At 35.6% G+C, this 23646-nt stretch carries 24 protein-coding genes and 1 riboswitch; of the genes, 21 read left to right on the forward strand and 3 right to left on the reverse strand.

The features are described from left to right. Positions 1-21: 21 nt before the first annotated feature. Together lysA and MHI40_RS07145 are read left to right on the forward strand one after the other, a co-directional pair. Positions 22-1338, forward strand: a complete 1317-nt coding sequence (gene lysA, locus MHI40_RS07140; RefSeq protein ID WP_340762066.1) for a diaminopimelate decarboxylase — start codon at positions 22-24, stop codon at positions 1336-1338. A 265-nt stretch (positions 1339-1603) separates the two neighbouring features. Beyond that, on the forward strand, positions 1604-1963 hold the full coding sequence (locus MHI40_RS07145) for a GNAT family N-acetyltransferase (protein ID WP_340764425.1): 360 nt from the start codon (positions 1604-1606) through the stop codon (positions 1961-1963). A gap of 9 nt (positions 1964-1972) precedes the next feature. Here the strand turns inward: MHI40_RS07145 and MHI40_RS07150 are convergent, their stop codons facing one another. Beyond that, a complete protein-coding gene (locus MHI40_RS07150) occupies positions 1973-2449 on the reverse strand; it encodes a DUF309 domain-containing protein (protein WP_340762067.1) in 477 nt (158 codons plus the stop codon). An 81-nt stretch (positions 2450-2530) separates the two neighbouring features. On the opposite strand from MHI40_RS07150, the gene MHI40_RS07155 reads away from it, so the two are divergent. The 12 genes from MHI40_RS07155 (at position 2531) to MHI40_RS07210 (ending at position 14890) form a co-directional block, all read left to right on the forward strand. Further along, complete coding sequence (locus MHI40_RS07155) at positions 2531-3310, forward strand: segregation/condensation protein A (protein WP_093534819.1); 780 nt, start codon at positions 2531-2533, stop codon at positions 3308-3310. Then, on the forward strand, positions 3303-3869 hold the full coding sequence (gene scpB, locus MHI40_RS07160; protein WP_093535695.1) for an SMC-Scp complex subunit ScpB: 567 nt from the start codon (positions 3303-3305) through the stop codon (positions 3867-3869). Before MHI40_RS07155 ends, scpB begins: the two co-directional genes overlap by 8 nt. Before the next feature lie 74 nt (positions 3870-3943). Next, entirely contained in the window at positions 3944-4882 is a 939-nt protein-coding gene (locus MHI40_RS07165; protein WP_340764427.1) for a D-alanyl-D-alanine carboxypeptidase family protein, read from the forward strand. A 106-nt stretch (positions 4883-4988) separates the two neighbouring features. Further along, positions 4989-5723: a pseudouridine synthase gene (locus MHI40_RS07170; RefSeq protein ID WP_093534815.1), complete on the forward strand. Its 735-nt coding sequence runs from the start codon at positions 4989-4991 to the stop codon at positions 5721-5723. Positions 5724-5822: 99 nt separating this feature from the next. Beyond that, positions 5823-6359, forward strand: a complete 537-nt coding sequence (gene resA, locus MHI40_RS07175) for a thiol-disulfide oxidoreductase ResA (RefSeq protein ID WP_245762618.1) — start codon at positions 5823-5825, stop codon at positions 6357-6359. Positions 6360-6373: 14 nt separating this feature from the next. Further along, on the forward strand, positions 6374-8032 hold the full coding sequence (gene resB, locus MHI40_RS07180) for a cytochrome c biogenesis protein ResB (RefSeq protein ID WP_093534811.1): 1659 nt from the start codon (positions 6374-6376) through the stop codon (positions 8030-8032). A 4-nt stretch (positions 8033-8036) separates the two neighbouring features. Then, positions 8037-9221, forward strand: coding sequence for a c-type cytochrome biogenesis protein CcsB (gene ccsB, locus MHI40_RS07185; RefSeq protein WP_093534809.1), 1185 nt, complete (start codon positions 8037-8039; stop codon positions 9219-9221). A 171-nt stretch (positions 9222-9392) separates the two neighbouring features. Continuing rightward, entirely contained in the window at positions 9393-10109 is a 717-nt protein-coding gene (locus tag MHI40_RS07190) for a response regulator transcription factor (RefSeq protein ID WP_093534807.1), read from the forward strand. Next, complete coding sequence (locus MHI40_RS07195) at positions 10102-11886, forward strand: ATP-binding protein (RefSeq protein WP_340762068.1); 1785 nt, start codon at positions 10102-10104, stop codon at positions 11884-11886. Before MHI40_RS07190 ends, MHI40_RS07195 begins: the two co-directional genes overlap by 8 nt. Before the next feature lie 45 nt (positions 11887-11931). Continuing rightward, entirely contained in the window at positions 11932-12468 is a 537-nt protein-coding gene (gene sigX, locus MHI40_RS07200) for an RNA polymerase sigma factor SigX (protein WP_093534803.1), read from the forward strand. Beyond that, positions 12461-13708: a hypothetical protein gene (locus MHI40_RS07205; RefSeq protein WP_340762069.1), complete on the forward strand. Its 1248-nt coding sequence runs from the start codon at positions 12461-12463 to the stop codon at positions 13706-13708. Before sigX ends, MHI40_RS07205 begins: the two co-directional genes overlap by 8 nt. Positions 13709-14010: 302 nt before the next feature. Continuing rightward, positions 14011-14143, forward strand: a riboswitch (FMN riboswitch). A 153-nt stretch (positions 14144-14296) separates the two neighbouring features. Continuing rightward, entirely contained in the window at positions 14297-14890 is a 594-nt protein-coding gene (locus MHI40_RS07210) for an ECF transporter S component (protein WP_340762070.1), read from the forward strand. A gap of 729 nt (positions 14891-15619) precedes the next feature. Here MHI40_RS07210 and MHI40_RS07215 read toward each other — a convergent pair. Further along, positions 15620-15868, reverse strand: a complete 249-nt coding sequence (locus MHI40_RS07215) for a ferredoxin (RefSeq protein ID WP_340762071.1) — start codon at positions 15866-15868, stop codon at positions 15620-15622. Between the two features lie 110 nt (positions 15869-15978). Between MHI40_RS07215 and MHI40_RS07220 the strand changes: the two genes are divergently transcribed. The 6 genes from MHI40_RS07220 to MHI40_RS07245 all read left to right on the forward strand — a co-directional run bounded on the left by MHI40_RS07220 (position 15979) and on the right by MHI40_RS07245 (position 21667). Next, positions 15979-17013 (forward strand): helix-turn-helix domain-containing protein, encoded by a 1035-nt coding sequence (locus tag MHI40_RS07220; protein ID WP_340762072.1) that lies wholly within the window; start codon positions 15979-15981, stop codon positions 17011-17013. After that, positions 17006-18421: a RecQ family ATP-dependent DNA helicase gene (locus MHI40_RS07225; RefSeq protein WP_340762073.1), complete on the forward strand. Its 1416-nt coding sequence runs from the start codon at positions 17006-17008 to the stop codon at positions 18419-18421. Before MHI40_RS07220 ends, MHI40_RS07225 begins: the two co-directional genes overlap by 8 nt. An 80-nt stretch (positions 18422-18501) precedes the next feature. Next, positions 18502-19110 carry a LysM peptidoglycan-binding domain-containing protein gene (locus MHI40_RS07230; protein ID WP_340762074.1) on the forward strand — a complete coding sequence of 203 codons (609 nt, stop codon included), beginning with the start codon at positions 18502-18504 and terminating at the stop codon, positions 19108-19110. A gap of 74 nt (positions 19111-19184) precedes the next feature. Beyond that, positions 19185-19817 (forward strand): CBS domain-containing protein, encoded by a 633-nt coding sequence (locus tag MHI40_RS07235; protein WP_093534789.1) that lies wholly within the window; start codon positions 19185-19187, stop codon positions 19815-19817. 71 nt (positions 19818-19888) lie between these two features. Beyond that, positions 19889-20656 carry a metallophosphoesterase gene (locus tag MHI40_RS07240; protein ID WP_340762075.1) on the forward strand — a complete coding sequence of 256 codons (768 nt, stop codon included), beginning with the start codon at positions 19889-19891 and terminating at the stop codon, positions 20654-20656. Then, positions 20657-21667 carry a YpdA family putative bacillithiol disulfide reductase gene (locus tag MHI40_RS07245; RefSeq protein WP_340762077.1) on the forward strand — a complete coding sequence of 337 codons (1011 nt, stop codon included), beginning with the start codon at positions 20657-20659 and terminating at the stop codon, positions 21665-21667. A 211-nt stretch (positions 21668-21878) separates the two neighbouring features. Here MHI40_RS07245 and MHI40_RS07250 read toward each other — a convergent pair whose 3' ends face one another. Then, a complete protein-coding gene (locus MHI40_RS07250) occupies positions 21879-22844 on the reverse strand; it encodes an asparaginase (RefSeq protein ID WP_093534785.1) in 966 nt (321 codons plus the stop codon). Between the two features lie 72 nt (positions 22845-22916). On the opposite strand from MHI40_RS07250, the gene prsW reads away from it, so the two are divergent. Further along, a complete protein-coding gene (prsW, locus tag MHI40_RS07255) occupies positions 22917-23609 on the forward strand; it encodes a glutamic-type intramembrane protease PrsW (protein ID WP_093534783.1) in 693 nt (230 codons plus the stop codon). Positions 23610-23646 lie beyond the last annotated feature (37 nt).

Raw genomic sequence — 23646 nt, forward strand, 5'->3', positions numbered from 1 at the left:
TAGGGAAAAGAGGCGAACTAAATGGTGCTAGTTTCACAGCATGCTGTAAACGAAAAAGGTCACTTAATGATTGGTGGAATAGATAGCTTAGAGCTTGCGAAAACATATGGAACACCATTGTTTGTGTACGATTTATCTCTTATTAGAGAACGAGCACATGCATTTATCCAGACCTTCCGAGATCAACATATATCGGCACAAGTTGCCTATGCGAGCAAAGCATTTTCTAGTGTTGCAATGTACCAAGTGATGCAGCAAGAAAACTTATCTTTAGATGTAGTATCTGCAGGAGAATTATTTACTGCGATTAAAGCGGGATTTCCAGTGGAACGAATTCATTTTCATGGAAATAATAAAAGCAAAGAAGAATTATTATTAGCGCTTGAGCATAATATTGGTTGTATAGTTGTCGATAATTTTTACGAAATAGAATTATTAAAGATGCTTACTGCAACGCACAAGCAAAAAGTTAAAATTTTACTTAGAGTAACGCCTGGTGTTGAAGCTCATACACATGATTATATTACGACAGGCCAGCAAGATTCTAAGTTTGGCTTTGACTTGTTGAATGGACAAGCGGACCAAGCATTTCTGGATGTGTATCAAGATGAATATATTCAGTTACTTGGTCTACATTGTCATATTGGTTCACAAATATTTGAAACAATAGGCTTTAAAGTGGCAGCAGAGAAGCTCATTACTAAAATGATCGAATGGCATACAGACTATGGCTTCTTATGTAGCGTTTTAAACCTAGGTGGTGGCTTCGGTATAAAATATACGGAAGAGGATGCTCCACTTGAACCTGCCGTATATGTAAATGAAATGATCCAAATCGTAAAAGAACTCGTGCACAATTCTTCCTTTAAAATGCCAGAAATCTGGATAGAACCGGGTAGGTCATTAGTTGGGGATGCAGGGACGACATTATATACAATTGGATCTGAGAAAGAAGTACCAGATGTTCGGAATTATTTAGCGGTTAATGGGGGTATGTCTGATAATATTAGACCTGCTTTATATGGAGCACAATATGATGCAGTTATTGCAAATAAAATGGATCTCCCGGCGACTAAAAACTATACAATTGCAGGAAAATGTTGTGAGTCTGGTGATAAATTAATCGAAGATATTCAGTTGCCTGTATCTGAGCCTGGTGATATACTGGCAATGTTCTGTACAGGTGCCTATGGTTACTCCATGGCAAGTAATTACAATCGGTTAACGAGACCTGCAGTAGTATTTGTAGAAAATGGAAAACATCAATTAGCTGTAAGAAGAGAAACTTTGGAAGATCTTATACATCTTGACCTTCCTCTTGCAATGGAGAAGGAGTGAACAAGATGAAAAAGGCAAACGTTATACTGTTTCTAATGATATTTATCGTAGGAATTGTATGGGGATTAATATATTGGTTATTTATAGCTCCTAATGCTAATTTGTAAAATCGATAAAATTCAGGTACTATAAAACAGATATTTTAACAAACTGGACTTTGTTAAATTTAATGTGAAATAATGCGTTTATAGAATCTATGAATCTGAACGTATAATTTTGCCGATAAATTATAACCAAGCCATGAAATTAAAAGAGGGTTTTAATGATGCTACTTCGCTATAAAAAAACATTTGAGAAAATTTCAATGGGACTACTTTCCTTTATGCCCCACGAAAAAGATGTAAAAAAACTATTAGAAACAATTCATGAGTATGAGACAAATCCATTGTGGCATTTGTTTCTTTGGAAGAAAGAGGACGATTTAGTAGGGTTAATAGGGGTGCGGATGGAAGATACTGAAGCAGTTATACAACACATCTCGGTCAATCCTTCCCATCGCGGAGAAGGACTTGGAAAAGAAATGTTGCTAAAACTGCCAACTGTCCTTCAAACAACTTCTATAAAGCCATCAGAGGATGTTGAATCATTTTATACTAAATGCCAAACAAAAAAAGAAGGAGAATGACTTGGAACCTTATAAGTCATCTCTCTTTTTTTTCTCTCTATCCCGTTCCTCCAGTATTTCAGAGCGATCTCGAAGCATATGTTTATGAATAAGAAAATGTAAATCATCGTTCATTTCTATATCGAGGTTATTAACTAACGTTTGTAAAGAAGGATTGGTTACCTCAATGTAGAATGTTTGGAAGTCTTGACTACTAGTCATTAATTCAAGTGCGAGATTCATATTTTCTGTTAACTTTTGGTAGTTGATGTTCTCAAAGAAAGGAGAGTTCTTTGTTTCATCCATTCTTTTTAAACTTGTTTTCATCGTTTTAATCGCTCCACTAAAATTCCCGCGACGCCAGTGATACATAGAAGTTGCTAACAAGATTAAAGCAGTCAATGCGTGTTTTTTATGTCTTGGGGAAACTTCCTTCCAATAGTCTTCCAATAACTCATGACACTCAAAATAATCGAAGGTTTCATTGAAATGTTTTAGAAATGACACAAAACTAGTATGAAATGTAGGGTGCAATGCAATCACCTTTCCTCTATAATAATGTTAAAAATCGATATTAGGTGGAGTTTTATGTCTTATGAAGTAAAAACAGATGCGTTTGAAGGCCCTCTAGATTTATTATTACATTTAATAAATCGTTTGGAAATAGATATATATGATATTAAAATGGCAGAAATCACAGAACAGTATATGGATCATGTTCACGCCATGCGAGTACTAGAACTCAATGAAGCCAGTGAATACTTAGTAATGGCAGCAACCTTACTATCTATTAAAAGTAAAATGTTATTACCAATTCACCAAGACGATGATATGGACGATGCTTTCGATGTGGATTTAGCAGATCCTAGGGATGAACTCGTACAAAGATTAATAGAATATAAGAAGTATAAAGAAGCGGCAGAAAACTTGCATGAGATGGAGGAAACCCGTTCACTCTATTATTCTAGACCACCAACCGATTTAAGTGAATACCAAACTAGTAAACAAATTGAATTACTCGAACTAGACGCAAATGTGTACGATATGCTTGGTGCTTTTCAAAAAATGTTACGTAGGAAACAACTAAACGCACCTCTTAATACGAGAGTAAGTAAGCAAGATATATCCATTAAAGCTCAGATGAAAAATGTCATTGACGTATTAAGAAAAGGTGGAGGGAAACTATCATTTTATGATTTGTTTCCAACTAGAGATAAACAAACGATTGTCACTACTTTTTTGTCCCTACTGGAATTGATGAAACGCCAGATTATTTCAGTGGAGCAAAAAAGTAATTTTGATGATTTGTTTGTACAGTTGCGAAAGGGAGATATCGAAAGTGAATTCCAAGATGAAATTGATGAGTAATTTAGAAAGCCTATTATTTGTAAGTGGTGAGGATGGGCTAACTAAAAAACAATTAGCATTTTTAACAAGTTCCAAAGAAGAGGAAATAGAAGAAATACTCCATGAAATGATGCAAGAATACAAACTAAATAGCAGTAGAGGTATTGAGATAAAGCAATTAGCAGGAACTTATCAGTTAGTAACAAAACAACAAAATATAGAAATTATCCAAAGGCTAGTAGAAAATCCTACACCACAGTCATTGTCACAGGCATCTCTTGAGGTGCTAGCCATTATTGCTTATAAGCAACCTATTACAAGAGTGGAAATGGAGGAAATTCGGGGAGTTAAGTCTGAGCGACCAATTCATACTCTTTCTGCTAAAGGACTTATACAAGAGGTAGGTAGGGCAGATGGGACGGGTCGAGCTATTTTATATGGAACGACCAATGAATTTCTACAGTACTTTGGATTAGAAGATATTAAAGCACTTCCACCGCTTCCAGAAGACTTATCTGTTGATGAAATGGAAGACACAGATTTGTTTATGACAAAATTTCAAGAGACATTTGAAGGGTAGAAATAATTGAATGAGGAGTATGGTTCATTTATAAAAAATTAGGATTATTTTTGTTGCTGTTTCTTTTGTGGAATGTGAATGAGGCAAAGGCTTCATCTTCTTATGTTGTTATTGATGCAAGTACAGGAAGACTATTAGAAGGTAGCAATGCTAACGCAGAGCTTCCTATTGCGAGTCTAACTAAAGTATGGACTGCTTTAACGGTGTTGGATAATGTTCCGCTAGATGATGAGATAACCATCTCCAATGCTGCGGCAACTCAAGAGGGATCCTCCCTATATCTACAAGCAGGAGAGGTTTGGACGGTGGAATCCTTATTGTATGGATTGCTGTTACATTCAGGAAATGATGCAGCTTATGCGCTTGCTGAGCATACAGGTGGCTCAATAGACGGTTTTACTAAGTTGATGAATGAAAAGATACAGTTGGCTGGGTTAGAAAATGCTCATTTTACTAATCCTTCAGGACTTCATCATGAGGAACACTATGCTTCTGCATTAGATATGGCTAATATGTTTCGCTTGGCAATGCAAAATGAAGCATTTACAAAAATTGCTTCTGCTAAAACTTATAAACCAAAGGAAAAATCTGTCTCATGGAGAAATAAGCACAAATTATTACACTACAATAAATTTGCTGTTGCCGGAAAAACAGGTTATACAAAAGTAGCTGGGAGAACACTTGTGACTTATTTTGAAGACGATGGAAAAAAAGTGATCGTTGTAACATTAAACCATTCGAATGATTGGAATACGCACTCTTCTCTTGCGACAAATGTTTTTCAGTCATATGACAATGTGAAAGTTGTAGAAAAAGGAAAGTATCGCTTGTTGGATAAACAGGTTATAGAAGTTAAGAAAGATTATTTCCTTTTACTAAAAAAAGAAGAACAAGAGGAAGCCAAAAATGTGTTAATCATTCCACGTAAATCTTCAGAGAAAAAACCTTATCTTTGGAATGTTACGATAAATAATGAGGTCGCATTAAAATTTGAAGTAAAGAAAATTAAATAAATTCTAAAGAAGACAGTTATTATAAAAGACTGTCTTCTTTTAATTTCCCCCAAAGTATGACATAATTCAGTCATATGAATTGGATAGAATGGACGAGGTGAATGTATTGGAAAGATTACAAAAAGTGCTCGCACATGCAGGTGTGGCATCAAGAAGAAAAGCAGAAGAAATGATTACGCAAGGAAAAGTGAAAGTGAATGGTAAAGTAGTCACGGAGCAAGGGTTAAAAGTGTCTGACAATGATGTAGTGGAAGTAGAAGGGGTAAAATTAGAAAAAGAGCAAAAAGTATACTATCTACTTTATAAACCTCGTGGAGTGATTTCTGCAGTATCAGATGATAAAGGCAGAAAAACAGTGACGGACTTATTACCTAATGTAAAAGAACGTTTGTATCCTGTTGGAAGACTGGACTATGAAACGTCAGGAGTGCTACTTTTAACGAATGATGGCGATTTTTCATATGCGCTTACACATCCAAAATATAAAGTAGATAAAACATATGTAGCTCGTATAAAAGGGATACCTTTGAAGGAACAATTACGTCCATTAGAGCGTGGAATCGTTTTAGAAGACGGGAAAACAGCTCCTGCTAAAGTTAAGTTATTATCCTCTGAGCGTAAAGCGGATAAATCAATTGTAGAGATCACTATACATGAAGGGAAAAACCGTCAAGTACGTAGAATGTTCGATGCAATAGGTTTTCCTGTTCAAAAACTAAAAAGAGAACAATTTGGTTTCTTAGGGCTTCATGGCTTAAATGCTGGCGAGTGGAGAGAATTGACTAATCATGAAGTGAAGAAAATGAGAGTGTTAGCAGAGACGGGAAAAATAGGTAAATAAATTTTGAGTGTTCACAAAGCCTTCATAAGTAAGGCTCTTTTAAATTGTAAATTTTGTTATAATTATTCATGATTATGCTTGGAAATGGAGGTTAGCAAATTGGCTCAATCTAAAAAGCAAAGATTTTATATGAGAACCGCTATATTAGCAGTACTCGTCGTAGCTATAGTTTTTACCGTATACTCCAACCTAAATAAAGAGAAAAATGCTGTATTGCAAGTAGGAGATAAAGCTCCAGACTTTGTTTTAGTAGATATGGATGGTACGGAAAGACGTTTGTCTGATTATAAAGGACAAGGCGTGTTTTTGAATTTCTGGGGTACATGGTGTAAGCCTTGTGCAAAAGAGATGCCGGCGATGGACAACCAATACGCAGAATTTACTGATAAAGGTGTTCAAACACTGGCCATTAATATTGGTGAATCAGATCTTAAGGTAAATAGCTTTTTAAATCGATATGGTTTAACTTTCCCTATAGCAATTGATCGCAATAAAAGTGTAATGGAATCATATAATATTGATCCACTACCAACAACATTTTTGGTCAATCCCGAAGGTAAAATTGAAAAAATTATAAAAGGCGAAATGACTGAAGAAGATATTGCGAATTTTATGGATCAAATTAAACCTTCATGAAGGAGTCTTTAAAAATGGACAAGATAGTTTGTACATGTGGAAACGTGAATCCAGCTGGTACAGAATTATGTGAGAGCTGTGGTCGTCCATTAAATGATGAGACAAAAGAAAAAAAAATTGTAGATATGCGCTATGAAGGATCTGCAAGACGGTCTCAAACGTATAATAAGACGATAATTGATAAAGTATGGAATTTCTTTTCCAGTGTAAAAGTAGGTATGTGGATAATTGTTGCTATTTTAGTTGCAGCCGCGATTGGAACAATACTTCCACAAGTATTTTATGTACCTGCAACAAATGAAACGGATATTGCAGCATATTATGAGCGAATTTATGGCACATTTGGAACGCTATATTATCAGCTTGGCTTATCGGACTTATATAGCTCTTGGTGGTTCCAGGGATTGGTAGGTATGCTAGGGATTTCCTTAGTTATCGCAAGTTTAGACAGAGTCATACCACTATATAAATCTCTAAAAAAACAAAAGACAAAAAGGCATATCAGTTTCTTAAAACGACAACGTGTTTATGGTATTGGTAAAGCTGATGTTTCAGAAGAGTCTCTACTTAAAGCGGAAGAAAAGCTTAAAGAGCTTAAATACAATGTGAAACGTGAAGGTAATGCTATATTGGCTGAACGTGGACGGTTTTCACGTTGGGGGCCATACGTAAACCATTTAGGACTTATCATATTCCTTTTTGGTGTAATGCTACGCGCACTTCCTGGTTTCTATGTGGATGAAACGATGTGGTTACGTGAAGGAGAAACACTTTATGTACCTGAAACCCATGGATACTTTTTAGAGAGTAAAGAATTTATTTATGAGACATACTCGAAAGAAGAATCCAAAGAAGTTTATGGTGAAGCGATTGATCGAGTGGGTACAATTGCAAAGAACTATCAAACAGATGTAGCTTTGTATAAGGGTCCTGAAGGCGCTGTTGCAGGTCATACAGAGGATTTAACATTTGAAAAAGAAGCTTCGATTCAAGTAAATAAACCAATTAAATTCGATAACTTTTCGGTGTTCCAAATGGACTTCCGATTGGATGAGTTAGCAACGATGACTTTCCAGTTACAGGATAAACAAACACAACAATCTTTTGGAGAATTTACAATCGATCTAGCTGATCCACAACCCATTTATGAACTAAATGATGGTTATAAAGTTGAAGTAATGGACTATTATGCAGACTTTACTGGATTTGAAGAAGGGGTTCCGCAATCTCAATCACCGCTTCCTAATAACCCAGCATTTCTAATCAAAATGTATAGCCCTGAATTTCCTAAAGGGGAAACTAGTTTTGTCATGATTAAAGAGACAGTAGAACCTTTAGGGGAAAACCAACATAAAATTGCATTCCAAAGTGTCGAGACAAGAGACGTATCTGGTTTAACAGTTCGTAAAGATTTAACACTTCCACTTCTTGCACTTGGAGGCCTTATCTTCATGATTGGTGTAGCACAAGGGGCGTACTGGAATCACCGTCGAATTTGGATTCAGTTATTAGAAGATGGACAAACGGTTATTGCCGCGCATACAAACAAAAACTGGTTGAGTGTTAAGAGAGATTTGGACAAGGTTACAGATGTAGCTCATCTTCCAAAATATCTAGATCAGCAAGATATAGATTCTTTAGAAGAAAAAGTGGATAAAGTGGAAGGAGTTTAACATAATGGATATGGCATCCTTAAGTAGTACATTATTATTTATAGCTTTTGTAGCGTATCTTATTGCTACGTTTTTATTTGGAGGAGCAGTAAAATCTTCAAATACTCAAACTACCAAGTCCTTTGATAGATGGGGCAAATTAGCGATTACCGTTACCATTTTAGGATTTATCGCTAATATTGGTTATTTTATTACTAGATGGATTGCTGCAGGACATGCTCCTGTAAGTAATCTATTTGAATTTACTACTGCATTTGGGATGATGGTTGTAGGAGCATTTATTCTTATATACTTTATATATAAAACACCTGCTCTAGGATTGTTTGCTTTACCAATTGCCGTGTTAATCATTGCTTATGCAAGCATGTTCCCGACAGAAATTACACCTTTAATACCAGCTTTGAAAAGTTACTGGCTGACTATTCATGTAATCACTGCCGCAATGGGTGAGGCAATTTTAGCAATAAGTGCAGTAGCAGGATTTATATACTTGTTGAAAAATATTGACCTGACAAAAAAATCCAAAGAACGCTTTTGGATTGAGGCAGTTATGTATGTTTTAGTACTTGTTGTAGGATTTGTTGTTTCCACGCTGTCATTTTCACTTGCGGATTACAGTGCAGAGTACTCGTATATAAGTAAAGATGAAACAGAGCATAATATTGAGTATACAATGCCAGCGCTTTTTGGTATGAATGAGTCAGTAGCGATTACAGAAGGTGCATTAGATCCACTTATTGAAATGCCACCACTAGTAAATGCTAAAAAATTAACTACTGTGGTATGGTCGATTCTAATCGGTTCTGTAATCTATTTATTACTTCGTTTAATATTACGTAAGCGTCTTGCAACTGTATTACAACCACTTACGAAAAAGTCTAATTCTCAATTGATGGATGAAATTGGGTATCGTTCTGTATTAATTGGATTCCCTGTGTTTACACTTGGGGCCTTAATATTTGCTATGATATGGGCACATGAAGCGTGGTCGCGTTTCTGGGGCTGGGATCCAAAAGAAGTATGGGCACTTATCACTTTCTTATTTTATGCAGTGTTCTTACATCTTCGCTTATCAAAAGGTTGGGAAGGTAAGAAGTCTGCCTGGATCGCTTTAATCGGATTCATCATAATTATGTTTAACTTGATTGCAGTAAATCTAATTTTAGCAGGATTACATTCTTACGCTTAAAAAAGTGTAAGCTTTTATAAATGCTAACTAGACAGAAACGAAACAGAATGTGTGTACTTGTGGAAAGCTCTTTACTCTTTATATAACAAGGGGGGAAGGGCTTTTCTTTCATTTTGGATACAGTAATTGTACAATGTAAAGTAGATGTTGATAGAAAGGTTTGATAAAACTATGTCTGAAACAATTAAACTTCTAGTAGTTGAGGATGAAGAACGTATTCGTCGTCTTTTGAAAATGTATTTAGAGCGAGAAGGTTACGAAGTAGAAGAAGCTGAAAATGGGGAAGTCGCATTAAAGTTAGCCTTAGAATATGATTATAATTGTATCCTTTTAGACATAATGATGCCTGAAAAAGATGGTATAGAAGTGATGACAGAACTACGTGTTCATAAAGAAACTCCTATTATATTATTGACAGCTAAAGGGGAAGAAGCTAATCGCGTAGAAGGTTTTGAACTAGGAGCAGACGATTATATAGTGAAACCGTTTAGCCCTAGAGAAGTAGTGTTACGAGTAAAAGCTTTGTTAAAACGTTCTACTGCATTTGCACCTTCACAAGGATCGTCTATTTCTAAAGAAATAGTAGTTTTTCCACACCTTACAATAGATCATGATGCTCATAGAGTAACTGCAGATGGTGTAGAGGTAGGTTTAACTCCTAAGGAATATGAATTACTTTACTTCTTAGCAAAAGCACCAGACAAAGTATTTGATCGCGAGCAATTATTAAAAGAAGTTTGGCATTATGATTTCTTCGGTGATTTAAGAACAGTTGACACTCACGTAAAACGGTTGCGTGAAAAGTTAAACAGAGTTTCCGAAAAGTCTGCTAAAATGATTGTAACTGTATGGGGTGTTGGGTATAAATTTGAGGTTATAAATGAATAGACTTTGGAATAGTGTTGTCGGGAAGCTATGGGGAACCATATTGCTTCTCGTCTTATTTGTGTTATTTATTGTAACCGTTTTATTACTTGAATTTTTAGGAGATTTCCATACAGAACAAGCAGAGGACACCCTTCGCAAAGAAGCAGTGACCATAGGGAAAATAGTTGAGCAACATGAAAATGTAGAAGATTCATTTGAAATAATCCGAGATATATTAGGTACAGAAACGAATACTTTAATTGTACGTAATTCTGAGTCCATTTTTTTGTCTATCCATGAGGGCCTCAACAAAGAGGTAGTACAGGAAAAGATATTGGATGATAAGGACTTATCTAAAATATATACATCTAATGAACCAATCGTCAAAAAAATGCTAATGCCTGCTATAAATAGTGAGGATCGGATGGAAGATTATATTATTTTAGCCGCACCTTTAGAATCCAATAAAAATATCCATGGTGCTGTTTTTATCTATCAAAGTTTAGAGGTTGTCAGTAAAACGACAAATAGTACTACGAAAATTGTTTTCTTATCTGGATTTATCGCCTTACTTTTAACTACGATGTTCACATTCTTTTTAACTTCACGAATTACATTACCACTAAGATCTATGAGAGAAGCAGCAATCCAGTTGGCACAAGGTAATTTTGAAACAAAAGTTCCGTATCTTCAAAAAGATGAAATAGGAGAACTAGGAATCGCCTTTAACCAGATGGGTAAACAATTGAAGCATCATGTAGAAGTAATTAACCAAGAAAAGGAACAATTAGCAAGTATATTAACGTCTATGACGGATGCTGTTATTACTTTTGATACGAAATTTGAAGTTCAAGTTAAAAACCCTCAGGCAGATCTTCTATTGGATAAGTGGTATAAAAGTTTGGAAGCAACAGAAGATTCTAAACTTCCTGCTGAGCTCCAGCACTTATTGGAATATGTGTTTGAAGTAAAAGAAGAGTTTGACGAAGAATTAGAGATTAAAGGATCCTATTTTGCAGCATCTATAAGCCTTTTATATTCTAGTGGAAATGTCGTTCGAGGAGCAGTAATCGTGCTTCGTGATATGACGGAACAACATCGTTTAGATAAAATGAGATCAGATTTTATCGCGAACGTTTCACATGAGTTAAGAACTCCTATTTCGATGCTTCATGGGTATTCAGAAGCAATAATCGATAATGTAGTGACCACGGAAGAAGACAAAAATGAAATGATGCGTATTATATATGATGAATCTAAGCGAATGGGAAGATTAGTAACCGAATTGTTAGATTTAGCACGCTTAGAGTCAGGATATCTTAGTATATATAAAGAGAACGTTCTAGTCGTTCCGACAATTGAAAGAATTACGCAAAAATTTGACCAGGCTGCTAAAGAAAAAGATATTGGCTTGAACTTTGAACATAACCTGACAGAAAACTTATCCATGCATCTAGATGAGGATCGTATGGAGCAAGTACTAACCAATTTAATCGATAATGCACTTAGACATACTCCAGAAAATGGTTCTGTTACCGTGCAATTGAGTATGACAGACGCACAGTTCGTTATAAAGGTTATCGACACAGGGTATGGGATTCCGAAAGAAGATCTTCCATATGTATTTGAACGTTTTTATAAAGCAGATAAAGCCAGAACAAGGGGAAAAGGTGGCACAGGCTTAGGATTGGCTATTGCTAAAAACATAGTAGAACGACATGATGGTGTGTTATCAGCGGAAAGCGAAATAGGGATAGGAACATCCTTTATCATTAAATTGCCAATAGAAGCTGTGTAACAAATACTTACTTGAAACGACTAATTGATAGAACGGGGGGAGCATATGAATGACTCCGTTTTCCACCGCTTGTATGATACCTATCATCAAGATGTTTTTCAGTTTCTCATATATTTGGTGAAAAATAGACAAACTGCGGAAGACTTGGTCCAAGAAGTATATGTACGAGTACTCAGAGCTTATAGTAGCTTCGAGGGGAAAAGTTCAGAAAAAACATGGTTATTCTCAATAGCCAAAAACATAGCAATTGACCATTTTAGAAAACAAGCTGTCCGGAAAAAGAGATTATTTGACTCATTTGACTGGGAAACGATGCAACTTGCATCTTCAGATATGCTACCGGAAGATTTAGTGCAGCTCAATGATGAGATGAGAACATTATTAGTTGCGTTGGATGATTGTACGGGAGATCAGAAAATGGTTATTATAATGCGGTATTTCCAGGAGCTTTCGATTGCAGAAACATCTGAAATCTTAAATTGGTCCGAAGGGAAAGTGAAGACAACGCAACATCGTGCAATAAAAGCACTTCGTGAGCGATTATCTGATAAGCAAAAGGAGGCAGATGTTCATCATGAGTGAGAAAAAAGCAGAAGACCGTGAATTAGATGAACTATTAAAAAGTTTGCCCAAGTATACAGATAAGCGCTCAAAAGAAGAAATTTACCAGCAGCTTAAGTCAAAAATAGAAACGCAAGAGAAATTTGAGCAACGTAAACGAATACAGGTGTCTATGAACAAATGGCTACCATTTATCATTTCTGTAGCATCTGTATTATTATTAACCGTACTCGTCTCTTCCTATATAAATAACAATGAGAGCTCCACAGCTGATACTGTCGAAGAATCGACCACAGCAGACGATCAAATGAGAACTCTAGAAGTACCAGAGGAATCCTCTATGGATGCTAAAGAAGAAGAATCTGTTGGTATAACAACTATGTCTGAAAAGTTAGCTCCTAATGTAGAATTAGCCCCATTTGATAGGACTTTTACTTCTGTTTATGAGCAGGATTTAGGTGATGGAACGGTATTTCATTTTTCTCTATTGGAAAATGCGCTCACTGTACCAATCACGATTGTCATTCCTCAAGAGAAAATAGAAGCGGATTTTCCAAATATGGAACCTAGTAGCTTAGAATTATATAATCAGTATGCTTTGGAGATTGACGAAACTTCTCTTGGTTTCCAAGAATATCATCCTTACAAAGGCTACTTTATAGCAGAAGGTAAAATATTAAAACATTACTTACCAGCAGATCATGGCTACGATTCTGCACCTGGAACAGCTGTACCATACATCTCTTCAATCAATGAGGTCTTTACCGATTTTGATTCGTTCTTAAGAGTAAATGAGGACGGATCCCCAATCGAATGGAATCAAGTAGGGACTATAGAGGAACCTTTGGTGTTAACTGGCACAGAGCAGAAGGTAAATTATTTTGCATATAAGGCTTTTAATCAAGTGACCTATTTAACACCAAACTTCAATAAAACTTTCAATACACTATTAGAAGCATTGCAGGGGATGAAAAATCCTGAAAATGAAATTTATACTTCTGTTATTCCGAATGATGTAACTTATTCAGTTAAGGAAGATAAGGGACTTGTTGTACATTTTGATGAGCCTTTAGATTTGGAATCACTAAATGCAAGTGAGGCATCCCGTTTGATAGAAGCTTTCTCGCTTACAGCTGCAAGCTTCAATCAAACTATCCGATTAGAGAATATCGTACAAGAAAAATGGAATGAAATAGATTTTTCTAGTCCACTTCCAGTTCCAGTGGGGCCAAATGGTTTTACTATGCAAACAATTCAATAATAAAAAAATGCCAATGCTTATTAACTTAAGCTTGGCATTTTTGTTTTAAGATATATGTGATAGCCCATACATTTGTGAAAATAGCCCATAATTAATCATCTTGCTAGTAAAACTAGCGGATAGCCCAGCCCATACGAATACAGCCCATAAGCGATCCGATACAGCCCTTAAATTTTAATAATCGCCCATAACATAAGTTTGCCTAGTATTCTCAGTTGCAAACAGGTCTGTTGCATATATTGTTTTAATTTGATAAAATGTTATTAATTCAAGATATATTCTTGGAGGACAACAAAATATTGATTCATCTTCGGGGCAGGGTGCAATTCCCGACCGGCGGTATTAGAAATTTATTTCTTCAGCCCGCGAACCTTAACAGGTTGATTTGGTTAAATTCCAAAGCCGACAGTATAGTCTGGATGGGAGAAGGTGAAGGTGCAGTCGTTTTTCGTATGCTTATACGGATACGCTTATTAAAGTGTACCTTGTTTCTCCCTTGAACTTCTATAAGTTCGAGGGATTTTTTAAGTATGCAAACGTTCTGAACCTTTCTTCTTGTGGAGTGAATCGCAAAAGGAGAGAGGATTTATGTTAAAAGGCAAAACGCGAATGCTTATTGCAGTCGCAATGCTGAGTAGTATTTCTTTTGTTTTAATGCTACTTGCATTTCCATTACCGGTTTTACCGGCTTATTTAAAGGTGGACTTTAGTGATATACCAGCATTAATCGCTGCAATCACAATGGGACCAGTTGCAGGAATTTTAGTCGCATTTTTAAAAAATGTGCTAGATTGGTTATTTGCAGGAAGTCCAACTGGTGTACCTGTTGGTCATATGGCTAACTTTGTAACTAGTATCTTGTTTATCGCACCTGTGTATTTGATTTATCGCAAAGTTACTTCGTCCAAAGGCATTATGGCAGGACTCGGAGCAGGTACAGTCTCTATGGCTATTGGGATGAGTGTACTAAATTATTATGTATTTTTACCAATGTACGCTTATTTCTTAAATTTCCCTATGGAAACAGGCACTGCTTTGTTTAATACGATCATTTTTGGTATATTACCATTTAATCTTATTAAAGGTATATTAGTAACGATCGTGATGATTGTTTTATTCAAACGAATGAAGCCATTGCTTGATAAAGTAACTAGTTCATATATGAAACCTAATACAAATTAACAAAAAGTTGTTTCTCCACTAGGAGGAACAACTTTTTTTAAAAAGAAAATATACTTGGTTTATGGAGCTGAAAAGAAAGAATGATAATACTGATTTTCGCTTCAGGCGGACGCTTTCCGCGTTCTTGGCTTCAGCCTCCTCGTTCGCTGCGCTTCTGCGGGGTCTTCAGCTCAAGCTTCCCGCTGGAGTCGCCGCCTTGCGCTACAATCAAATAAACGGGTAGTACCCAACAAGAAGATTTAACATAGCTTATCGCTTAAGTCACAAGAGTGGTAAAATCTTAGAAATGGAAAAGTTATTTGTATTCACTTTTGAATTAAATGTTATTCTCCATTGATAGATGAAGAAGGTAGATTTCTCGTACATTAGTGGAAATAAAGAGAAATAGTAAGTGTTGCCAAAATAAAGAAGCAAACGAGTGAACTAAATTGCATCTTCGGGCTCGCACGATGCGGGTCAGGCAGTCGTTGCGACAGGATGTCGCGTACTTAGACTGTCATCCATCACCTCTAAGAATAAGAAAGTATCTTATCTCTAGTTATCTAAAAACGCCCTTACCTGTTTCTAAATGTTGTAGAAGGGTGAGACAGTCAAACGATAGTAATAAGTCTGTCTAAAGCCATGTGAAAACAATTGAAACGGATATTGACCGACCTAGCGTCTATTTGTCTGATATTATTAGAATGAAAAATGGTGATTATGACAAAGTCACAACCACCATTCCATATACTATTCGTATTTCAGTGCGTCGCCTTCGAATGATTCATCTGCGACTTTAATAGAATCAGTAGGACAGCCTTCAAAAGCGTCTTCCATATCTTCCGTTAGTTCTTCTGGAACTTCTGTTGTACCCATGTTATTATCTAAAATAACGAAGGCAATACCTTCATCATCATAGTCATAAATATCTGGGGCAGCGGCTCCACATGCTCCGCACGCTATACATGTATCTTTATCTACAATTGTATATTTTGCCATTATTATATTCTCTCCTTTATAACTACTAACACGAATATGCTATCGTATTCATTCTAAAGATGTTTTCCCTATATTTCAACCAAAATACTTCAGAAAAGAGAGGTATTCCTATGCATTTTCATCAAATATTACTATTTATTATACATAAGTTATCCGGACAACGTTCTGAGAATGCTCCTTATTATTTATTAAAAGGTAAAAAATCAGGACAAACTATTCAAGATGTGACATATTTTCAACTTCATGCTTTTTTCTCTATTCTCCCACAATTATCGAAGGAAGACTATGATATTGGAATTAATGAGTTGCATAACCGTGATCTAATTCAGGTAGAGGAATCACTCGTCTATATTACAGAAAAAGGAATAGCTACAGTAGGGGAAGGTAAAGAGTTTCTATTCAATGGCTGGGAATACAGAGGCAGGGAACAATTATTTTGGAAGAGATTAGACTTAGTGATCCAAACTTTGTCCCAGTTCCAAGCAAAAGAGAAAAAATTTGTGCCAAACCAAAAGGATATGGCTATTCAGAATTTCGTCAAAGACTTCCTCATCCAACATAACTTTCGTGAATTTAACTTGAGTAATGATCTAAAGCAAGAGATATTCCGATTGCTTGAAAGTCCTTTGTTAAATGATTTACACAGGACATTATTTGTTTATCGACTTAGTGGATATAACAAAACTGGTTTGACTTGGGAACAATTGTCTCGTTACTATGATTTAACTGATATGAACGCAAAGATAAATTTCTTAGAGTGCTTACATAATATATTGGACAATATTGATATAAATACTAGTCCTTTGTTGTTTTCTTTAGCAAAAGGTATTCATCTAGACACTCCTCTCACAGATTCTGCTTTTAAAACGAATAGTCTTTTTGAAAAAGGGTATACAATGGAGGAAATAGCTAGAATAAGAAAGTTAAAGATTAACACAATAGAAGATCATGTAATTGAAATAGTTTCATCCGATAAAAATTTCTCTGTTTCGGCATTTATATCGAGTGAGCAAGTTGAAAAGATTCTTCATTTATCCAAAGAGTTACATACGAAAAAGCTTACTGTGATAAAAAATAGATTACCCGAACTAACTTATTTTCAAGTACGTTTAGCACTAACAAAGGGAGAACAAATTCATGGATAAATTAAATGAAATTCTTCAGAAAAGATTTGGCCATGCTACTTTTCGTGCTGGTCAACAAGAAATAATTGAACAAATAATAGAAAAAAAAGATGTTATCGCAATACTTCCTACAGGAATGGGGAAATCACTTCTCTATCAACTACCTGCTTATCTGATGGAAGGTACTGTGGTTATTGTGTCACCTCTTTTGTCCCTTATGCAAGATCAAGTGGAACAATTGAAAATACTTGGTGAAAAAAGAGTTATTGCTATTAACTCCTTTTTATCTTTTCAGGAGAAGGAGATGGCTATTCGTCGATTAGCTGACTATAAATTCATATTTACTTCTCCCGAGATGCTGCAAAATGAACAATTTAACCTAGCACTTCGAAAACTTTCTATTGCCTATGTAGTGGCGGATGAAGCACATTGTATCTCACAATGGGGCTTTGATTTTAGACCAGATTATTTAAGGATTTCCACTTGGCTCCAATCAATTGGTTCGGTGAACGTTCTAGCCTTAACGGCTACTGCAACAGCCGAAGTGGTGGATGATATTAAAAAAACTCTACAAATGAATGCACCATTTGAATATATTCATTCACTTGATCGACCGGCTATAGCCTATGAAATGATAGAGGTAGATAACCAACAACAAAAAATGAAGTGGATACTAGGCAGAGTCACCTCCACAGAGGGGCCAGGAATAATTTATACACAGTCTCGTAAAAAGACAGAGACATATGCAGCAGCACTGCGTGAACAAGGGATTTCAGTTGGATTTTATCATGCTAAAATGGAACAAAGTGATAGAATATTAATCCAACAACAATTTCAGCAAGGGCAACTAGAGTGGATTTGTGCGACAAATGCATTTGGAATGGGTATACACAAAGATAATATAAGACAAATTATTCATGATCATATTCCAACTTCGATTGCGGGGTACATGCAAGAGATTGGAAGGGCTGCGAGAGATGGAAAACAAGCAATCGCTTCTCTTTTGTATACTCCAACGGATGTGGAGCAAACTTTTTACGTTACGATGCAAGACTTCCCTGAGGAACAAGACATTCAAATTGCTTACCAATCTTCTTATTCTGAAGTCGAACAAGCAGAAACAACGACCCGAATTCTTACTTACTGGAAAGAACGTTTAAACGAACATGAAACAATTGAATTATTTAAGGATATAAAACAAAAAAAGTGGCAGGATATACAAAAATTTTATACCATGATACGAAATGATATATGTATAAGACAACAACTACTTCATTATTTTGACCAAAGATTGATAGAGAAACCGTACTATTGTTGTTCCAAATGTAAGATGGAAGCTGCGAATATTTTACAAAAACGAACAGAGGAAAAGAATAGTCAAGAAGAATTAAATTGGAAAAAAAGGTTAAATATCCTTCTTCCTACATAATACATTTGATAAGTTTACTTTTTCTACAATATTCGTCATAATAGAAGTAGAAATGATGGCAGAAATGGAGTTTGAGTAAAATGAACCAAGATGATTACCAAAAAAAAATCGACGAACATCGACAATCCATAGGACAAGATGACGATTCTAATAACATGAGAAGAAGTAGAAGTTTAAATAAGAAACCCAAGAAGAAATCTAAGAATCTATTAATTCCTACCGTATTTTGTGTTTTCATATTAATACCAGTTAGTATATTTATCTATGTTCAATTTTTCTATCAAGCCGATCCGAACAAGGCGGAAGTAGTGAAAAATGATGCGATACATGTTGAAACACAATCAATTAATAACGGAACAAAAGAAGACGAAACAAAAGAAGAAGTGACTCCAACAGAACCTGTTACTCCTGAAAAAACGGAGCAGCAAGCTGAAAAGCCTGCAGAAGTAGTCAAAGAGGAGCCAAAAAAGGTAGTTGTGGAAGAGCCTAAGAAAGAACCAGCGGCGGTGGAGAAAACGGAACCTACCGAAGTTGCTAGTTCTAGAACGCATATCGTAAAGGAAAATGAAACACTATATCGGATAGCGGTCAATTATTATAAGGATGGAAATGCTGTCGAAAAGATAAAGTCTGCTAACGGCCTGTCTTCAAATGAAATTTCAGTTGGTCAAAAGTTAGTACTACCTTAAACATAGAGAAAGAAGGATATTTCTTTTAAATGTTGAATATATAAAGTATATCCTAAGTTGGAAGAGGTGCTAAAATGTTTGTAAAAAGTGTTATGATCCCAAAAGAAAAATGTGTAACAGTTCAAGTAGGTACAATAGTTTCATCGGCTCTTCGTCTACTTGAAGAAAAAGAAATGGATGCTTTACCTATTTTAGATAATGGGAAATATGTTGGTATGTTCAACAAATATCTTTTATATAAAGCTCATTTTTATAGTAAATTGGATAAAGAAGCTTTCATGGAGCAAACGAAAGTTACGGATATTATGACAAACGAAGATGTTTTTGTTGGTTACGAGGATGTTTTCGAAAACGCAATGATTAAGCTTCATGATTTCCCAGTCCTTGCTGTTGTTGAGGAAGGGAAGTTCCTTGGATTAGTTACACGCTATGATGCAGTAGAGCAGTTTAAAAGTGCATTTGGTATGAATAGTAAAGGAACGCGTATTACATTTACCTCGGTGGAATCAGAAGGACGGATTCAAAAAATGACAGATGTCCTTCATAAATACCATGCCTCTGTTATTTCAATCGTAACTTTTGATGAGACCGATAAATTATTCAGACGCATTGTATTAAAGATTGAAAATGATTCAAAAATGGATCGAATTTTAGCTGATTTAGAAAAATCAGGTTTCCGTGTACTACACATTGATAAAGAAGAGTAGAATGATCAATTGCACAAGTGCAGGGCAGGGGAATTTCCCTGTCCTTTTCCATGTTGTTTGGGGGTATAGAATTGATTGTATGGATTATTAGTGTTTTGTTGTCTATCGTAATTTTGCTTTTCTTATATATGTTATTTTTAGCTTTTCAAACTAACGTTCATACCCATTCTTTGTATATCAATGAGTGGACAAAAGATATTCAATTTCGTGTCTTTTTCATATCAGATATTCACAGAAGAAAAATAAGTGATAAGCTAATTCAAAGCCTCATCGGTAAAGTAGATATAGTTGTAATAGGTGGAGATTTGACGGAAAGAGGCGTTCCTTTAGAAAGAACAAATGAAAATATTAAGCAGCTTGCTAAGCTTGGAAATACTTGTTACGTATTTGGGAATAATGACAGAGAAGTTGGTGCGCAGAACTTAAGTGACATCTTAGAAGCACATGCTGTTTATATATTGGAAAATCGGTCTGTTGAGTTTGAAAAAGATAAATTTTCCTTACGCATTGTTGGGATTAACGATGGTTTCGAAGGGAATGTAAAAATGTATGAAGCTTTCAAGGATGTTAAAGAATCCGATGTCATCGTTTTTGTCACCCATGCTCCAGCCTATTTCAATAATGCTAAAAAAATAAGTAAGCCACATCTTCTGTTAGCTGGTCATCTTCATGGCGGCCAAATACGCTTTGGACCATTTGGAATTTATGAAAAAGGAAGCTACAGAGAAAAAGAAAATAGTGCTGAACTCATTAGCAATGGTTATGGCACAACGGCAGTTCCACTTCGACTTGGAGCGAAATCCGAATGCCATCTCATTACCATAAGTGGAAGACATTAAGTGAATAAAAGAAAGGAAGTTTTTTGGGTGTATCAACAAGTAGATGTATTAATAGTAGGGGGAGGTCCTTGTGGGTTATCAGCTGCTATTTCTACACAAAATATTGGACTAAAAACCATCGTAATTGAAAAGGGAAATGTTGTAGAGGCTATTTATAATTATCCTACACATCAGACCTTTTTTAGCACAAGTGAAAAATTATCAATAGGTGATGTTCCATTTATAGTAGAAGAGAGAAAACCAAAACGAAATCAAGCTTTGGTTTACTACCGAGAAGTAGCAAAACTTAAAAACATTGATGTTCATAAATACGAACAAGTTCTAAAAGTAGAGAAACAAGAAAATAATTTTTTAGTATATACATCTAAAGAAACTTATTTGGCAACGTATGTAGTCATTGCAACTGGCTATTATGATCATCCAAATTATATGAACATACCAGGCGAGGAATTAGCAAAAGTTCGTCATTATTTCAAAGAGGGGCATCCCTACTTTGGATTAGATATATTAGTAATAGGTGGGAAAAATTCTGCGATAGATGCAGCCTTAGAACTGAACAAAGCAGGAGCCAATGTTACAGTAGCATATAGAGGAAATAAGTATTCACCAAGTATAAAACCTTGGGTACTTCCAGAGTTTGATGGTCTTGTAAGAAATAAGGAAGTACAAATGCACTTTAATACAGAAGTAATAGAAATAGGGGCATCTGAGGTAACGCTAAAGAGTAGTCAAACAGGCGAGTTTCAAATACCGAATGACTTTGTATTTGCAATGACTGGGTATCATCCTGATCATGCATTTATAAGGGAAATGGGTGTGGATATTGACGAAGCTACAGGTAGACCATCCTTTGATGCAGAAACAATGGAAACAAATGTAGAAGGAATTTTCATAGCAGGTGTTATTGCTGCAGGGAATAACGCAAATGAAATTTTCATTGAAAATGGACGATTCCATGGGGATCAGATTGCAAACGAAATAAAAAGAAAAAATAATAAGCAAACTGACTAACCCAAAAATCATCTTATGATGGATATAGAGGAAGTCAATCACAATCATCCGCAAGTATCAGTACATTAAGAGCGAGTATTCAGCAATTGAACGTAAGTAAAAGACGTCTCTCTCCAAATCCCTATAAACACTATTAACCAACATAAAAAAGGTAGCATGACGTAAACTCAGTTACGTCAGCTACTCTTTTTTTATCTTCCTAAAACACAACTCAAAAAATATACTCAATCGCTTTTAGCGGATCAGGATGGTTCAGTGCAATTAGTAAAGCAAGGCGAGCTTTTTGTCCATTTAATCCTTGTGCAAAAATCACACCTGCATCTTTAAGACCTTTTCCGCCACCTTTATAACCATACACATCTTGCGCAATTCCATTAAAGCATCTGGAGACTAATACAATCGGAATCCCTTTATTTAATGTTTCTTCTATCACAGAGACAAGGCGAGGGGGTACATTTCCTTGCCCTAAACCTTCCAATACTATTCCATCATATCCAAGATCAATCGATGCTTGTAGCAAGTCTGGCTCCATTCCTGCATACACTTTAAACAATGCAACTTTTTTATCGATATGCTCAATTGGAAAAACAAGACGATGATTGGGAGAATGGTGAAAATGTACTATTGATTTAGATATAAATCCTATTGGGCCATATTGCGGACTCTGAAAAGTACTAACATTGCTAGCGTGAGTCTTCGTCACATTTTCTGCAGTATGTATTTCATCGTTTAATACCACTAGTACACCTTTCATTTTTGCATCATCCGAAGAAGCCACTTGTATCGCTGATAACAAGTTATATAGCCCGTCAGCTCCTATCTCATTGGATGAACGCATGGCACCTGTAAGGACAATGGGAATGTCCGTATCTACTGTGAGATCCAAAAAGTAGGCAGTCTCTTCTAATGTATCTGTACCATGTGTAATAACAACCCCATCAATATTGTCCGATAAAATATATTGGTCAATAAGCTGTTTTAGCTCCATCATCTCGATAGGTGTTATATGAGGAGAAGGGAGATTAAAAGCATCTATTTCCACAATATTAGCTAATGATCTAAGTTTTTCTGCCTCGATTAAAAGTGGATTTTGATCTGCTGGTACAACAGCTCCTGTTTCTGCATGTACTTGCATGGATATCGTACCACCTGTGTGAATTAATAAAATAGTTTTCATAGTGAGTAAGTACCTCCCAAAATTTGCGTATTTAAGGTATAATAGTAATAATGAAATGGAAGGAGTAAGTTTATGTTTATACTACTTTCCGTTGCAATAGCCCCTGCTTTAGCACTGTTAAGCTATTTTTACTTGCGAAAAGAAATTTCTGCAGAACCCTCCAGATTATTGTTACATACATTTATATATGGCGCCATATTAACGTTTCCAATTTTATTTATTCAACATGTTCTTCAAGAGGAACAGATCTTTTCTTCTCTATTTATCCATCAAGCTATTGTAACGAGTGCACTAGAAGAGTTTTTTAAATGGCTAGTACTAATTGTCGCTATCTACAAACATGTGGAATTCGATGATCCCTATGATGGCATATTATATGGTGCTAGCGTAGCACTAGGTTTTGCGACTGTGGAAAATATACTATATTTATTGAACTTTGGTATGGATGAAGCTATCTTACGTGCAATTCTACCTGTTTCCAGTCATGCGCTATTTGGTGTTTTAATGGGATATTATATCGGTAGAGCGAAATTTACTACTTTAACTAAATCTCGTTATGAAATATTGTTTGCATTAATAGCACCGCTGTTCTTACATACTATTTATAATAGTATATTAAGTATTACAGGACTAGAGCTTTTATTGATGGTACCATTCATGTTGTTTTTGTGGTTGTTTAGTTTATCCAAAGTTAAAAAAGCTCATGTTCTATCTCGTAGAAAAAGATATGCAAATCATGAATATTATGTAGAAGAAAAAGTCTAGCAAATGCTAGACTTTTTTTGTATAATTTGGCGCATCT

This window comes from Psychrobacillus sp. FSL H8-0510 (assembly GCF_038008345.1).
In the GTDB taxonomy this organism is placed as follows: domain Bacteria; phylum Bacillota; class Bacilli; order Bacillales_A; family Planococcaceae; genus Psychrobacillus; species Psychrobacillus psychrotolerans.